The following is a 15,255-nucleotide window of genomic DNA, read 5'->3' on the forward strand; positions in this document are numbered from 1 at the left end:
TTCCAGATTTTAAGGAGTACCGGACGATGCCCTTGTTGACGATCGGCGACCAATTCCCCTCTTACGACCTGACCGCCGTCATCGGTGGTGATCTCAGCAAGGTCGATGCGAAGAAGCCCGATGACTACTTCACCCGGGTCACCAGCTCCGACCATGACGGCAAATGGCGCATCATCTTCTTCTGGCCCAAGGATTTCACCTTCGTCTGCCCCACCGAGATCGCGGCATTCGGCAAGTTGAACGAGGATTTCGAGGATCGTGACGCCGCGGTGCTCGGCGTCTCGGTGGACAACGAGTTCGTGCACTTCCAGTGGCGCGCACAGCATGACGACCTCAAGAAGTTGCCCTTCCCGATGGTGTCGGATCTCAAGCGTGAACTCGTCACGGCGACCGGTGTGCTCAACGCCGACGGCGTGGCCGACCGTGCCACCTTCATCGTCGATCCGAACAACGAGATCCAGTTCGTGTCCGTCACCGCCGGCTCGGTCGGCCGCAACGTCGAGGAGGTGCTGCGGGTACTCGACGCGCTGCAGTCCGACGAACTGTGCGCCTGCAACTGGCGCAAGGGCGACCCGACGATCGACGCCGGCGAACTACTGGCCGAAGCGGTCTGATGAGCCTCGACAACATCAAAGACGCGCTGCCCGAATACGCCAAGGACCTCAAACTGAACCTGGGCACCATCGCCCGCACCACCGAGCTCACCGAGCAGCAACTGTGGGGTGCACTGGTGGCCACCGCTTCGGCCACCAAATCCCAACGGCTGCTTCGTGAGATCGCCGAGGATGCGCTCGACGTGCTGTCCGGCGAGGCCTACAACGCCGCCCTCGGCGCGGCCGCCATCATGGGCATGAACAATGTGTTCTATCGCACCAAGGGACAGCTCGACGGTCGCTACGACGATCTGCGGGCGGGCCTGCGGATGAACATCATCGCCAATCCCGGTGTCGAGAAGACCGATTTCGAGCTGTGGTCGCTGGCCGTATCGGCGATCAACGGCTGCGGGCACTGCCTGGCCGCGCACGAGTCGGTGTTGCGCGATGCCGGAGTGGACCGCACCGTGATCTTCGAGGCTATCCGGTTGGCCTCCATCGTCGCCGGTGTGGCCCAGGCGTTGTCGACGGCGGACGCGCTCGCGGCGGTCTCCTAGCGCGAGCAGACACAAAGGGCCGCTTTTCCGGGTGGAATTGCGGCCCTTTGCGTCTGCTCGTCAGGTCGGGTGCCGCCGCCCGATCAGCAGCGCCGCGCTCAGAAAGCACAGCGCCCCGACGAAGGTGCCCAGATTCGCCAGCGGCTGGTCCACCGTGGCTCCGGTCTTGAGCACGAACGCCGCCACCGCCGATATCCCGAACGCGATACAACCAATCAGGTTGATCCAGCCCGCCTGCCAGTCCACCGATCTCGGTGACCACCAGCCGACCACCATCACCGCCAGCACCCCGCTGATCAGGAACGCCAACGAACCCGTCGCATCCGGAGCCCACACCTCGCGCCGCTCGGCATGGACGGTGTGCGCCCACACCGATGCCCCGGTGCTGACATTGAACAGGACGGTGCCCGCGAACTGGACGGCCGCCGACCACCAGCCGAGACCGCGGTCGGATCCGCGGTCGGCTTCGGAGAGTGCCAGTTGCATCCACGCGGCCGTGGTGAAGAACCACGATCCGATGAAACACAGCCCGTCGGCGGCACCGGAGCCGATCGACGCGGCCAGTCCCGGGACCGTCGCGATCGCGAAGAACGCCGAACCGATCGCGAACAGCCGGAACTGCCGACTCAGCGTCGCGACGGCGGCCACCCGCGTTACAGCAGCGACAGGATCCGGTCGCCGACCGCAGTGGTCGACAGCTTGGCCTCGCCCCGGCTCGCCAGGTGCGCGGAGACCGCGTTGTCCACCCTCGCCGCGGCGGCGTCCTCGCCGACATGGGAGAGCAGCAGCGCCACGCTCATCACCGCGGCCGTCGGGTCGGCAATACCCTGGCCGGCGATATCGGGTGCGCTGCCGTGCACCGGCTCGAACATCGACGGATTGGTGCGCGTCGCATCGATATTGCCGCTGGCGGCCAGCCCGATACCGCCGCACACCGCCGCCGACAGGTCGGTGATGATGTCGCCGAACAGGTTGTCGGTGACGATGACGTCGAATCGTCCCGGGTCGGTGACCATGTGAATGGTCGCGGCGTCGATGTGCTGGTAGGCCACCTCGACGTCGGGGTAGGCCACCCCCACCTCGGCCACCACCCGGGCCCACAGGCTGCCCGCGAAGGTCAGCACATTGGTCTTGTGCACCAGCGTCAGGTGCTTGCGGCGGTTCTGCGCGCGGGCGAACGCATCGCGCACGACGCGTTCCACGCCGAAGGCGGTGTTCACACTCACCTCGGTGGCCACCTCGTGCGGTGTGCCGACCCGCAGCGCGCCACCGTTACCGGTGTAGGGACCCTCGGTGCCCTCGCGGACCACGACGAAGTCGATGCCGGTCACACCCGAGAGCGGGCTGGTGACACCGGGATACAGCCGGCCGGGACGCAGGTTGACGTGGTGGTCCAGGGCGAAGCGCAACTTGAGCAGCAGACCGCGCTCCAGCACTCCGCTGGGCACCGACGGATCGCCGATCGCGCCGAGCAGGATGGCGTCATAGCCACGCAACTCTTCGATGGTCTCCTCGGTGAGCAACTCGCCCGAGGCGTGATACCGCCGCGCTCCCAGGTCGTACTCGGTGCGCTCCACACCGGGCAGCACCGCATCGAGGACGCGGAGCGCCTGCTCGATGACCTCCGGCCCGATGCCGTCACCGGCGATGACGGCCAATTTATTGAGAGATGTCATGACAGATCGACCACTTCCAGTGTGGTGGCGCCGACCGCCGAGGCGATCGCGGCGCGCACCTCCTCGGGCACATCGGTATCCAGGCGCAGCATCACGGTGGCGCTCTCACCGCTGGCATCCTGGCTCATCTGGGCGGCCAGGATGTTGACCTCGGCGCCACCGAGCAGGGTGCCGATCTTGCCGAGCGCGCCGGGCTGATCGGTGTAGTTGACGATGAGGTTGTAACCCTCGGCGCGCAGGTCCAGGTTGCGACCGTTGATCTGCACGATCTTCTCGACCAGCTGCGGGCCCGACAAGGTACCGGCCACGTTGAGCGCGCCCCCGTCGGCGTAGACCGCGCGGACATCCACGACGCTGCGATGGTTGGGGCTCTCGCTGGCCGTGCTGATCTCGGCGGTCACCCCGCGGTCCTTGGCCAGCGCCGGGGCATTGACGAAGGTCACCTGCTCGTCGACGACCGCGGAGAACAGGCCCCGCAACGCCGAGAGCCGCAGGATCTCAACATCTTCGGACGCCAGTTCACCGCGGACCTGCACGGTCAGCGACACCGGCGCAGATTCGGCGAGCGAGCCGACCAGCAGGCCGAGCTTGCGGACCAGGTCCAGCCAGGGCGCCACCTCCTCGCCGACGGCTCCCCCGCCGACGTTCACGGCGTCGGGCACGAATTCACCGGCCAGCGCCAATTTCACGCTGGCGGCGACATCGGTGCCGGCCCGGTCCTGCGCCTCGGCGGTCGAGGCGCCCAGGTGCGGGGTCACCACGACCTGCGGCAGCTCGAAGAGCGGGCTGTCGGTGCAGGGCTCGGTGGAGAAGACGTCCAGACCCGCGGCGCGGACATGCCCGCTGGTGATCGCATCGGCCAGGGCCTGCTCGTCGATCAGACCGCCACGCGCGGCGTTGACGATGATGACGCCGGGCTTGGTCTTGGCGAGGTTCTCCTTGCCGAGCAGCCCCGCGGTCTCCTTGGTCTTGGGCAGGTGCACCGAGATGAAGTCCGCACGGCTCAGCAGCTCGTCGAGGCTGAGCAGTTCGATCCCGATCTGCGCGGCCCGCGCCGTGGACACGTAGGGGTCGTACGCGACGACGTGGGTGCCGAATGCGGCCAGCCGCGCGGCGACCAGCTGGCCGATCCGGCCCAGGCCGACCACGCCGACGGTCTTGCCGAAGATCTCGGTGCCCGAGAACGACGACCGCTTCCAGGTGTGCGCACGCAGCGTGGCGTCGGCGGCCGGGACCTGGCGCGCGGCCGACAGCAGCAGCGCCAGCGCGTGCTCGGCGGCGCTGTGGATATTAGAGGTCGGGGCGTTGACCACCAGCACGCCGCGGGCGGTGGCCGCGTCGACGTCGACATTGTCCAGGCCGACGCCGGCGCGCGCGACGATCTTGAGCTTGGGCGCGGCGGCGATGACCTCGGCGTCCACCGTGGTCGCCGAGCGCACCAGCAGCGCGTCCGCGTCGGCGACGGCCTCCAGCAGCTTCGGACGGTCCGGGCCGTCCACCCAGCGGACCTCGACCTGGTCGCCGAGGGCGGCGACGGTCGACTCGGCAAGCTTGTCGGCGATCAGTACAACGGGAAGACTCACGGCGCTACAGCCTAGTGCGTGCCCCCGCGCGCCCGACACGCCACGTGCGGTCGACGGCGATGCTGTCTACTGGAGTGGTGGACGTCACCATCGTCGGAAGCGGCCCCAACGGGCTGACCGCAGCCGTCATCCTCGCCCGGGCCGGATTGTCGGTGCGTGTCATCGAGGCACAGACCACGGCGGGAGGTGGCGCACGCACCGTGGCCGACCCGGAGTTCGACGGCGTCAGCCACGACATCTGTTCGGCCGTGCACCCGCTGGCGCTGGCGTCACCGTTCTTCGCCGCCTATGACCTGCAGGCCCGTGGTGTGCGGTTGTCGGTGCCCGAGATCTCCTACGGCAACCCGATGCCGGACGGCCCCGCCGCGATCGGCTACCGCGATATCGAACGCACCGCGGCCGAACTGTCCGACGGTGCTTCCTGGCGGCGGCTGCTGGGACCGCTGGCCGCCGACTGTGACGGGGTGGTCGGGTTGCTGCTCGGCGACAAGCGTTCGCTGCCGCCGTCGATCACCGCGGCGCTCAAGGTGGCACCCAGACTGCTGACCCAGGGCAGCCCACTGTGGGGCGCGTTGCGCGGCGAGGACGCCCGCGCTTTGTTCACCGGTGTTGCCGCGCACACGATTTCGACGATGCCGTCACTGGTGTCGTCGGGCGCCGGTCTGATGCTGGCAACACTCGGGCACGCGGTTGGCTGGCCGATTCCGGTCGGCGGATCACAGGCCATCCCCGATGCGCTGATCGCCGATCTGCTCGACCACGGCGGCGAACTCGTGCTCGGCGAGGAGGTCACCACAGCCCCGGGCGGGGTCGTGCTCTATGACACCTCGCCCACCGCGCTGCTGTCCATCTACGGCTCGTCACTGCCATCGAAGTACGCAAAAGCCTTGCAGCGCTACACGTATGGCCCCGGGATCGCCAAGGTCGACTTTGTGCTCTCCGGTGAAATCCCCTGGCGTGATGCCCGGCTGGCCCAGGCCCCGACGCTGCACCTGGGCGGCAGCCGATCTCAGATGGCGCTGGCCGAGAAGCAGATCGCCGCCGGCCGGCATGCCGAGTGGCCGATGGTGCTGGCGGCGCTGCCGCATATCGCCGACCCGGGCCGCGTCGACGCCCGGGGCCGACGGCCACTGTGGGCATATGCCCACGTGCCGTCGGGTTCGACGGTGGACATGGCCGAGGCCGTCACCGACATCTTCGAACGGTTCGCTCCCGGATTCCGCGATCTCGTGCTGGCCGTGCGCAGCGTGCCCGCCGCGCGACTCTCCGAGCACAACGCCAACCTGGTCGGCGGCGATATCGGCGTCGGCGGTAACAACATGCGCAGCGCGATCGCCGGCCCCACCCCGCGCTGGAATCCGTGGTCCACCCCGATCCCGAAGGCCTACCTGTGTTCCTCGGCAGCACCGCCCGGCGGCGGGGTACACGGCATGGCCGGTTTCTACGCCGCGCGGACCGTGCTGAAACGCGAGTTCGGCATCCGGGAATTGCCCGACCTCGCGCCCTGAGTGAAAGCCGGCGACGGTGGGTACCCCACGGACCATGGCGGATCTCGACGAAGCGCATGCCCGCCCGCACGGCACCTCCGACGACACCGTGGAAGCCGTCGGCAAGGTGTCCGAGGCCCTGGAGTACGTCGAGCGGGCGCGCGGGCATCTGTATTCGTTTCACCAACTGATGGGGCATGCCGACCTGCTGCTCGGCGAGGCTGCCGACGCGCTGCGTGACGCCGGGCACCCCGAGGTCGCTGACCGGCTCACCGAGGACATGGTCGGCCGCAACGTCATTCGCGGCCGGTGGACGTTCCAGGTGGTCGAGGAATTCGACGATGACTACTGGTCGCGGCTGCGTGAGCACGAGAAGCGGGTCCGCGACGAACTGATGGACGGCAAGCGCCACGTGTTCGAGGCCGAGATGAAGGCAGACCGCCGCACCAAGGGCCGCGACGGCCACGAGGCGACGCCGTAGCCGCGATTTGTGGAGTCTTAGCCGCAATGAGTACGGCTAAGACTCCACAAATCGTCAGGCAGTCTCGGTGATCGGCCGGTCGACCCAGCTCATCAGGTCGCGCAGCTTCTTGCCGGTGACCTCGATGGGGTGCTCGGCGTTCGCCTTGCGCAGACCCTCGAGCTCGGTGTTGCCGTTCTCGACATTGGCCACCAGGCGCTTGACGAAGGTGCCGTCCTGGATGTCGGACAGGATGGCGCGCATCCGCTCCTTGGTGCCGGCGTCGATGACGCGCGGACCGGAGATGTAGCCGCCGAACTCCGCGGTGTCGCTCACCGAGTAGTTCATCCGGGCGATGCCGCCCTCGTAGATCAGGTCCACGATGAGCTTGAGCTCGTGCAGCACCTCGAAGTAGGCCATCTCGGGGGCGTACCCGGCCTCGACCATGACCTCGAAGCCGGTCTTGATGAGCTCTTCGGTGCCACCGCACAGCACGGCCTGCTCACCGAACAGGTCGGTCTCGGTCTCTTCCTTGAAGGTGGTCTTGATCACGCCGGCGCGCGCGCCACCGATGGCGGCGGCGTAGGACAGCGCCAGCGCCTGGCCCTCACCCTTGGGGTCCTGCGCGACGGCGATCAGGGCGGGCACACCCTTGCCGTCGACGAACTGCCGGCGCACCAGGTGGCCGGGTCCCTTGGGGGCGACCATCGCGACGGTGATGTTCTCGGCCGGCTTGATCAGGCCGAAGTGGATGTTCAGGCCGTGCCCGAAGAACAGCGCGTTGCCCTCTTCGAGGTTGGGCTCGATGTCCTTGGTGAAGATCTCGGCCTGCGCGGTGTCCGGCGCGAGCAACATGATCACATCGGCCCACTTGGCGACCTCGGCCGGCGTGCCGACCTCCAGGCCCTGCTCCTCGACCTTGACGCGGGACTTCGAGCCCTCCTTCAGGCCGACCTTGACCTGCACGCCCGAGTCACGCAGCGACAGCGAGTGGGCGTGGCCCTGGCTGCCGTAGCCGATCACCGCGACCTTGCGGCCCTGAATGATCGACAGATCCGCGTCGTCGTCGTAGAACAGTTCGATTGCCACTGAATTTCCTTCTCTTTTGTCTCTTTGATCCGTTGGTGAAGCTATTTGGCGGTGCCGATGCCGCGCGGTCCGCGCGACAGCGAGACGATGCCGGACTGCACGATTTCCCGAATACCGTACGGCTCGAGCACTCGCAGGAATGCCTCGAGCTTCTCCGGGGTGCCGGTGGCCTCGATGGTCAGCGACTCGGTGGACACGTCCACCACCTTGGCACGGAACAGATTGACCGCTTCGATCACCTGGCTGCGGGTGGTCGCGTCGGTGCGCACCTTGATCAGCGCGAGCTCACGCGAGACCGACTGCGCCTCGTCCTGCTCGACGATCTTGATCACGTTGATCAGCTTGTTGAGCTGCTTGGTGACCTGCTCCAGCGGGAAGTCCTCGACCTCGACGACGATCGTCATCCGGGACAGGTGCTTCTGCTCGGTGGCGCCGACGGCGAGGCTCTGGATGTTGAACCCACGCCGGGAGAACAACGACGCGACCCGCGCCAGCACGCCGGGCTTGTCCTCGACGAGCACGCTCAGGGTATGGGTGGAGATCGTCATCAGGCGTGCCCTTCCTCGGAATCGAACAGCGGGCGGATACCGCGCGCAGCCTGGATCTCGTCATTGCTGGTGCCGGCGGCGACCATCGGCCACACCTGCGCATCGGCGCCGACGATGAAGTCGATCACCACGGGCCGGTCGTTGATGGCACGCGCCTGGTTGATGACGTCCTCGACGTCTTCGGCACGCTCACAACGCAATCCGACACAACCCAGCGCCTCGGCCAGCTTCACGAAATCGGGGATCCGGTGGCTGTGGGTGGACAGGTTGGTCTGGCTGTAGCGCTCCTCGTAGAACAGCGTCTGCCACTGGCGCACCATGCCCAGGTTGCCGTTGTTGATCAGCGCGACCTTGATGGGCGCCCCCTCCAGGGCGCAGGTGGCCAGCTCCTGATTGGTCATCTGGAAGCAACCGTCACCGTCGATGGCCCAGACCTCGGCCTCCGGGCGAGCAAACTTGGCCCCCATCGCGGCCGGGATCGCGTAGCCCATAGTGCCCAGACCGCCGGAGTTCAGCCACGTCTTGGGGTTCTCGTACTTCACGAACTGCGCGGCCCACATCTGGTGCTGGCCGACGCCGGCGACGTAGAGCGCCTCCGGTCCGGCGATCTGGCCGAGCTTCTCGATGACGTACTCGGGGCTCAGGCTGCCGTCGCTCTGCGGACCGTAGCTCAGCGGGTAGGTCGCCTTGATGCTGGACAGGTACTCCCACCAGTTGCCCAGCTCCAGCGACGCCGCGGTGACGTTCTCCCGGCGCAGTATCTCCAGCAGATCGCGGATGACGTTGCGCACATCGCCCACGATCGGCACATCGGCGTGCCGGTTCTTACCGATCTCGGCGGGGTCGATATCGGCGTGGATCACCTTGGCCTCGGGCGCGAAGGAGTCCAGCTTGCCGGTGACCCGATCATCGAACCGGGTGCCCAGCGCGATCAGCAGATCGCTCTTCTGCAGCGCGGCCACCGCCGAGACGGTGCCGTGCATACCGGGCATACCCATGTGCTGCGGGTGGCTGTCGGGGAATGCGCCGCGGGCCATCAGGGTCGTGACGACCGGGATACCGGTCAACTGAGCCAGTTCCATCAGTTCTTCGGTGGCCTCGCCACGGATGACGCCGCCGCCGACATAGAGCACCGGCTTGCGTGCCTCGGCGATCAGTTTGGCGGCCTCGCGCACCTGACGGCTGTGCGGTTTGGTGTTGGGCTTGTATCCCGGCAGATCCATCACCGGCGGCCAGGAGAACGTGCACTCACCCTGCAGGATGTCCTTCGGGACGTCGACGAGGACCGCGCCGGGCCGCCCGGACTGGGCGATGTGGAAGGCCTCGGCGATCACCCGCGGGATGTCATCGCCCGAACGCACCAGGAAGTTGTGCTTGGTGACCGGCATGGTCATGCCGGTGATATCGGCTTCCTGGAACGCGTCGGTGCCGATCAGCGACCGCCCGACCTGCCCGGTGATGGCCACCACCGGGATGGAGTCCATCTGGGCGTCGGCCAGCGGGGTCACCAGGTTGGTGGCACCCGGGCCCGAGGTCGCCATCATGACCCCGACCTTGCCGGTGGCGTGGGCGTAACCGCTGGCGGCATGTCCGGCGCCCTGCTCGTGGCGGACCAGAACGTGCCGCAGCTTCTCGGAGTCATAGAGCGGGTCATACACCGGCAGCACGGCTCCCCCGGGGATGCCGAAGATCACCTCCACACCGATCTCTTCCAGCGACCGCACAACCGACTGGGCGCCAGTCATCTGTTGCGGGGCAACGACATTGGCCTTCGACTGCGCCTTGGCCGGGGCCTGGACGCCATTCCCGCGCGGGGTGGACTCCGGCGGACGCGTGGTGGGTGCGCTCACTTTTTCCTCATTGATTCGGGTTGATCTTCAGGTTGTGACGTTCGGTGACAGCAAAAAACCCCCGTCAGCGGAGTCCGCTGTACGAGGGTTGGCGCGTCGATGCTGTTGGCTAAGCCCGGCAGAGAGCTAGCGCGGCATCAACGCGCCAACCAATTACTACGAGCTTGTCCGGGGTGTGCATAGCACCTGACGGTAGCCGCCGCACTGCTCAAAGGTCAAATTGCCGCCGGCGGGCGCCCTGGGGGAACGGCCGGTCACACCCGCGATGAGAAGATGTCGGGGTGAGTGCCCCCTCCCCGCTTGTCATCCGCATCTCCCCGATGGCCCACTTCGCGGTGTTCTTCCTCTTCCTCGGGCTGGCGGCGCTGGTGTTCGTGTGGCCGAGCTGGACGCAGGTCTTGTTCGTGCTCCCGGTGCTGGTGTCGGCGGCCATCGTCCGCTACCGCACGGTGGCCGACCGGGACACGGTGAGCGCACGCACGCTGCTGAGCAGCCGGACCGTGCCGTGGACCGAGATCGAGGGCCTGCGCTTCACCCGTTCGTCGTGGGCCCGGGCACGGCTGCGCGACGGCAGCGAAATGACCCTTCCCGCAGTGACGTTCGCGACGCTGCCGTTGTTGACGGCGGCCAGCGGCGGACGGGTCCCCAACCCCTACGCGTGACGCGTCAGCCCAGCGGATTGGCGCCGTTGAGCAGCACCCACATCCCGACGCCGACACCGATGCCGAGCAGCAACGCCAGAAACGATCCGACGAACGGCCGCCGGGCCCAGCCCCGGCCGGCGTCCAGGCCGTAGCGCCCCGGACCGGTCAGGGTCAGCGCCGCGGCAACCAGGACCAGGGTGGCCTGGTGCTCATGTCCGCTCGGCACGACGAAGTCGACGAAGCCCACGCCGGGCCCGGCGGCGATGGACGCCAGCAGCGCGTTCACCAGATAGGCCAGTGCGGCGGCCGCGGCCAGCGGGGTGAACAGCCCCAGCACCAGCAGCAGACCGGCGGCGACCTGCGCGCCGGCGCCCACATAGGTCAGCAGGCCGGCGTGCTGATAACCCAGGTCCGCCAGCGAACCCTCGAAACCACTCAGGCCCGCGCCACCCCACCATCCGAAGATCTTCTGCAGGCCGTGCACGATCAGCAGTGCGCCCAGACCGACCCGCAGCAGCATCAAGCCCAGGTCGGTGGTGCCCCGCCGCCCGGCATTGCGGATCTGCTGCTCGGCGTCGTACGGGCCGATCTCGGTCGGGGCGGCCGGTGCCGCGGCGTACGGGTTGTGCTGCGCCGGGGACACATAGGGCAGCGGCTCGGGATCGTTGAGCAGCGCAAACGGCGACTGCTCGGGCTTGGATGAGCCATCGGCGCCGTAGCGCGGGATGGCGGTTGTTTCGAAGTCTCCCCCGTAGGTCGACGAGGGCAGGTCTTCTTCGGGGTCGACCAACTGCGCCGACGCCGGCCGTTGCCAGTCGGTCAGGTTTTGAGGTTCAGCGGTCACGAATGCCAGCGTAAGTGCAAGTCACCGCAGAACAAGGTATTGGCGCGGCGCATTGTGCAGCGTATCCACACCGTTGCCGAGTTGTGACACGGTCCTGGGCGAGCGCAGCGACGGGGAGGAACTCCTGGGCGAGCGCAGCGACGGGGAGGAACACAGGCCTTCGTGGCGCGCACTGCCCGGGGATCCGTAATCTGGCCTGCATGAGACTGGGCGCACCGACCCGAAGCATGTCGCTGCGACTGGCGGTGCTGCTGTGCGCGGCGTTGCTGGTCGGTTCGGGATGCGCACGGTTCGACGACGCCCAGTCCCAGCCGTTCACCACCGAGCCCGCGATGACGCCGCCTCCGCCGACCAAACCGGAACCTCCCCCACCGCTGCCCGCCACGCCGTTCCCGAAGGAGTGCAAGGCCACCGGCGTCATGCAGGGTTGCCTGGCGAGCACAAGCGGTCTGATCATGGGCGGCGACAGCCAGTCGGCGCTGGTCGCCGAGCGCACCACCGGTGTGGTCAAAGAGGTGTCGACGAAGGCCGAGCCGAAGGTCAAGCTGGTCATCCCGGTGGACCCGGCCGGTGACGGTGGTCTGCTCGACATCATCAAATCGCCGACCTATGCCCAGGACCGGCTGATGTACGCCTACATCAGCACTCCCACCGACAACCGTGTGGTGCGCATCGCCGACGGCGATCCGCCCAAGCCGATCCTCACCGGGATCCCGAAGGGCCCTACCGGCAATGCCGGCGCGCTGGTCTTCACCAGCCCGACGACGCTGGTGGTCCAGACCGGTGACGCCGGCGACCCGGCGCAGGCCGGCGATCCCGCGTCGCTGGCGGGCAAGGTGCTGCGCATCGAGCAGCCCACCACCGTCGATCAGGCACCGCAGACCACCGCGTTGTCCGGGATGGGTGCCGGTGGCAGCATGTGCGTCGATCCGGCCGACGGCGCGCTCTACATCACCGACCGGACCCCGACGGCGGACCGGGTGCAGCGGATCACCAAGGACTCGGTCGTGTCCACGGTGTGGACCTGGCCGGATCGACCCGGGGTCGCCGGTTGCGCCGCGCTCGACGGCACCGTGCTGGTGAACCTGGTGAACACCAAGCAGACGGTGGCGCTGCGGTTGGCGCCCGATACCGGCGCGGTCACCGGCGAGCCCGAGGTGGTCCGCCAGGACCAGCACGGGCACGCCTGGGCGCTGGCGGTGTCCCCGGACGGCAACATCTGGGGCGCCACCGTGAACAAGACCGCCGGCGACGCCGGGGATTTCGACGACGTCGTGTTCCCGTTGTTCCCGTCCGGCGGCGGGTTCCCCCGCAGCAACGCCGACAAGACGTAGCGTTTCGGCGTGATCCGACGCGCCCAGCGCATCGGATCACGCCGAAATCGCTCAGGAACAGGCGGCGAGCACCAGTTCGCGCACCCGGGCGGCGTCGGCCTGCCCCTTGGTGGCCTTCATGACCGCACCGACGATCGCGCCGGCGGCCGCCACCTTGCCGCCGCGGATCTTCTCGGCGATATCGGGTTGCGCCGCAAGAGCTTCATCGATGGCGGCTTGGATCAGCGAATCGTCGCGCACCACCACCAGGCCACGGGCGTTCATCACCTCTTCGGGCTCGCCCTCGCCGGCCAGCACACCCTCGACGACCTGGCGGGCCAACTTGTTCGAAAGCTTGCCGTCGTCAACGAGTTTGACCACAGCAGCCACCTGGGCGGGTGTGATCGGCAGATCGGACACCGGGGATCCGACCTCGTTGGCCTTCTGCACCAGGAAGTTTCCCCACCAGGCGCGCGCGGATTCACTGGAGGCCCCCTGCGCCACGGTCGCGGCCACCAGTTCGACGACCCCGTTGTTGACCAGGTCCCGCATCACCTCGTCGGAGACTCCCCATTCCTGCTGAACACGGTTGCGCACCAACCATGGAAGCTCCGGGATGGTGCCGCGCAACCGCTCCACCAACTCGGCCGACGGCGCCACCGGCTCCAGGTCCGGCTCCGGGAAGTACCGGTAATCCTGGGCGGTCTCCTTGCTGCGCCCGGGGGTGGTGTGACCGTCCTCGTGGAAGTGCCGGGTCTCCTGGGTGACGGTGCCGCCGGACCGCAGCACCGCGGCCTGCCTGCGCATTTCGTAACGCACGGCGACCTCGACGCTCTTGAGCGAGTTGACGTTCTTGGTCTCGGTACGGGTACCGAACTCGCCGGCCCCCTTCGGTTTCAGTGAGACGTTGGAGTCACAACGCATGGAGCCCTGATCCATCCGCACATCGGAAACGTCCAGGCCGCGCAGCAGATCCCGCAGTGCGGTCACATAGGCACGCGCGATTTCCGGGGCCCGCTCGCCGGCGCCCTCGATCGGCTTGGTGACGATCTCGATGAGCGGCACACCGGCTCGGTTGAAATCGGCCAGCGAGGTGGTCGCGCCGGAGATCCGTCCGGTGTCGCTGCCCAGGTGGGTGAGCTTGCCGGTGTCCTCTTCCATGTGCGCGCGCTCGATCTCGATGCGCCAGGTGGTGCCGTCGTCGAGCGGCACGTCCAGATAGCCGTTGATCGCGATCGGCTCGTCGTACTGACTGATCTGGTAGTTCTTCGGCTGATCGGGATAGAAGTAGTTCTTCCTGGCGAAACGCCCCCACGGCGCGATATCGCAGTTGAGCGCCAACCCGATCCGGATCGCCGATTCCACCGCGGCCTGGTTGAGCACCGGCAGCGAGCCGGGCAGCCCCAAGCACACCGGGCACACCTGGGTGTTGGGCTCGGCGCCGAACTGGTTGGCGCACCCACAGAACATCTTGGTGGCGGTGGACAGCTCGACGTGCACCTCCATGCCCATCACGGGGTCGAACTCGGCGATGACCTCGTCGTAGTCAAGAAGTTCGGCGGTATCGACAGACATGCATCGATCCTAATGGGGGCGGTCAGCGTCACTTCATGGTGGCGACGTTGCGCCAGAAGTTCTGCAAACTGTCGGTGCCCCCGAACAGGGTGGTGAAGTTGGTGGAGTCGACCAGCACGATATGACCGGACCGTGCCCCGGTCGGCGGCATCGAGATCAGCGCATTGAATTCGGTGTGGCCGGCCGCGGTGAACGGGTGCGGGCGGTGGGGATCGACCCGCTGCCTGCCGAGCACCCGCAAATCCTGGCTTTCCGGCGCCGTCAGTTCGTAGTGCGGCAGGTGCGGGTGGAAGTTGAAGGTGGTGACACCGCCGAGCAGGCCGCTCGTGTCGAGGTCGTGAAACGCGGTCAGTGGCGCGATCTGGTCGGTGGTGCCCTCGACGACCGCCGGGCGCAGCCCCCAGGTGTTGTGCACAGGAACCTGCAGTGCGCCCATCAGGGATCGGGTGTATTGGCTGAAGCGCTGCTGCCTGGGCACCAACCGGTCACCGTGGTGCAGGTACTCGACCTGGCGCTGGGCATAGTCGTCGGTGAACCCGACGTCGTGATGCGGGGCCAGCACCAGGCAGGTGCCCTCCCTGTGCAGCCACCGGGAAATGGCCTCGACCTCGTCGGGGGTGGCGTCCTGTTCGGAGGGCAGGTGGTCGAGCCCGAACACCATCAGGGTGTCGGTGTCGGCCAGGATGCGGTCGTCGATCGGCAACCGGTAGCCGGCCTGGTCGATGCGTTGGAACACCGCCACCGGATGCCCGGTCGCCTCCTCGGCGAGCGCCTGGAACGCTAGCGTGGACCGGTGGAAGAGTTCGAGTGTGCCGGCGATGCCCTGTAGGAAGTTCGCCGCGTCGTAGTCGGGTGTCTCATAGGCCGGCCACGCCACGTTGCGGACCTCGGTGATGGTGGAGAACCGGTTGGACATTTCCGCCGGGTCACGTTGGGCCTCCCACGGATAGCTCCACGTCCAGTAGATGCTCATCCGACGCCGCCCGTTGTGCGGGCGCGCCACGTGAGCCTGGTTGTAGGTGCGCGCAGCGCTCAT

General features: G+C 67.6%; 15 protein-coding genes. 6 read left to right on the forward strand and 9 right to left on the reverse strand.

Annotation, left to right across the window (positions count from 1 at the left end; translation table 11 throughout):
- Positions 1–26: 26 nt before the first annotated feature.
- Both A7U43_RS20420 and ahpD read left to right on the forward strand, forming a co-directional pair.
- Positions 27–614, forward strand: a complete 588-nt coding sequence (locus tag A7U43_RS20420; protein ID WP_067998858.1) for a peroxiredoxin — start codon at positions 27–29, stop codon at positions 612–614.
- Positions 614–1,150 (forward strand): alkyl hydroperoxide reductase AhpD, encoded by a 537-nt coding sequence (ahpD, locus tag A7U43_RS20425; RefSeq protein ID WP_067998860.1) that lies wholly within the window; start codon positions 614–616, stop codon positions 1,148–1,150. The genes A7U43_RS20420 and ahpD overlap by 1 nt, the downstream gene beginning before the upstream one ends.
- A 60-nt stretch (positions 1,151–1,210) precedes the next feature.
- Here ahpD and A7U43_RS20430 read toward each other — a convergent pair whose 3' ends face one another.
- From A7U43_RS20430 to serA, 3 genes are read right to left on the reverse strand one after another with little or no spacing between them, the layout of a single operon-like run.
- Positions 1,211–1,798, reverse strand: coding sequence for a hypothetical protein (locus A7U43_RS20430; protein ID WP_067998862.1), 588 nt, complete (start codon positions 1,796–1,798; stop codon positions 1,211–1,213).
- A gap of 5 nt (positions 1,799–1,803) precedes the next feature.
- Entirely contained in the window at positions 1,804–2,826 is a 1,023-nt protein-coding gene (locus A7U43_RS20435) for a 3-isopropylmalate dehydrogenase (protein ID WP_067998864.1), read from the reverse strand.
- Positions 2,823–4,409 carry a phosphoglycerate dehydrogenase gene (gene serA, locus A7U43_RS20440; RefSeq protein WP_067998867.1) on the reverse strand — a complete coding sequence of 529 codons (1,587 nt, stop codon included), beginning with the start codon at positions 4,407–4,409 and terminating at the stop codon, positions 2,823–2,825. Before serA ends, A7U43_RS20435 begins: the two co-directional genes overlap by 4 nt.
- Before the next feature lie 77 nt (positions 4,410–4,486).
- Between serA and A7U43_RS20445 the strand changes: the two genes are divergently transcribed.
- Entirely contained in the window at positions 4,487–5,917 is a 1,431-nt protein-coding gene (locus A7U43_RS20445; RefSeq protein ID WP_231963363.1) for a phytoene desaturase family protein, read from the forward strand.
- A gap of 34 nt (positions 5,918–5,951) precedes the next feature.
- On the forward strand, positions 5,952–6,377 hold the full coding sequence (locus A7U43_RS20450; RefSeq protein WP_067998871.1) for a hypothetical protein: 426 nt from the start codon (positions 5,952–5,954) through the stop codon (positions 6,375–6,377).
- Positions 6,378–6,431: 54 nt separating this feature from the next.
- On the opposite strand, the gene ilvC is transcribed toward A7U43_RS20450, so the two are convergent.
- Genes ilvC through A7U43_RS20465 form a run of 3 tightly spaced genes read right to left on the reverse strand, consistent with a single transcriptional unit; the run spans position 6,432 to position 9,843 of the window.
- Positions 6,432–7,433 carry a ketol-acid reductoisomerase gene (gene ilvC / locus A7U43_RS20455; RefSeq protein ID WP_197500084.1) on the reverse strand — a complete coding sequence of 334 codons (1,002 nt, stop codon included), beginning with the start codon at positions 7,431–7,433 and terminating at the stop codon, positions 6,432–6,434.
- Positions 7,434–7,486: 53 nt separating this feature from the next.
- A complete protein-coding gene (ilvN, locus tag A7U43_RS20460) occupies positions 7,487–7,993 on the reverse strand; it encodes an acetolactate synthase small subunit (RefSeq protein WP_067998875.1) in 507 nt (168 codons plus the stop codon).
- A complete protein-coding gene (locus tag A7U43_RS20465) occupies positions 7,993–9,843 on the reverse strand; it encodes an acetolactate synthase large subunit (RefSeq protein WP_067998877.1) in 1,851 nt (616 codons plus the stop codon). The genes ilvN and A7U43_RS20465 overlap by 1 nt, the downstream gene beginning before the upstream one ends.
- A 320-nt stretch (positions 9,844–10,163) precedes the next feature.
- On the opposite strand from A7U43_RS20465, the gene A7U43_RS20470 reads away from it, so the two are divergent.
- A complete protein-coding gene (locus A7U43_RS20470; protein WP_067998880.1) occupies positions 10,164–10,505 on the forward strand; it encodes a PH domain-containing protein in 342 nt (113 codons plus the stop codon).
- 4 nt (positions 10,506–10,509) lie between these two features.
- Here the strand turns inward: A7U43_RS20470 and A7U43_RS20475 are convergent, their stop codons facing one another.
- Positions 10,510–11,331 carry a DoxX family protein gene (locus tag A7U43_RS20475; RefSeq protein WP_067998882.1) on the reverse strand — a complete coding sequence of 274 codons (822 nt, stop codon included), beginning with the start codon at positions 11,329–11,331 and terminating at the stop codon, positions 10,510–10,512.
- Positions 11,332–11,558: 227 nt separating this feature from the next.
- Between A7U43_RS20475 and A7U43_RS20480 the strand changes: the two genes are divergently transcribed.
- Positions 11,559–12,665: a PQQ-dependent sugar dehydrogenase gene (locus A7U43_RS20480; protein ID WP_197500085.1), complete on the forward strand. Its 1,107-nt coding sequence runs from the start codon at positions 11,559–11,561 to the stop codon at positions 12,663–12,665.
- 51 nt (positions 12,666–12,716) lie between these two features.
- On the opposite strand, the gene gatB is transcribed toward A7U43_RS20480, so the two are convergent.
- Both gatB and A7U43_RS20490 read right to left on the reverse strand, forming a co-directional pair.
- A complete protein-coding gene (gene gatB / locus A7U43_RS20485; protein ID WP_067998884.1) occupies positions 12,717–14,219 on the reverse strand; it encodes an Asp-tRNA(Asn)/Glu-tRNA(Gln) amidotransferase subunit GatB in 1,503 nt (500 codons plus the stop codon).
- 28 nt (positions 14,220–14,247) lie between these two features.
- Complete coding sequence (locus tag A7U43_RS20490; RefSeq protein ID WP_067998886.1) at positions 14,248–15,255, reverse strand: hypothetical protein; 1,008 nt, start codon at positions 15,253–15,255, stop codon at positions 14,248–14,250.

It is taken from the genome of Mycobacterium adipatum (assembly GCF_001644575.1).
GTDB lineage: Bacteria > Actinomycetota > Actinomycetes > Mycobacteriales > Mycobacteriaceae > Mycobacterium > Mycobacterium adipatum.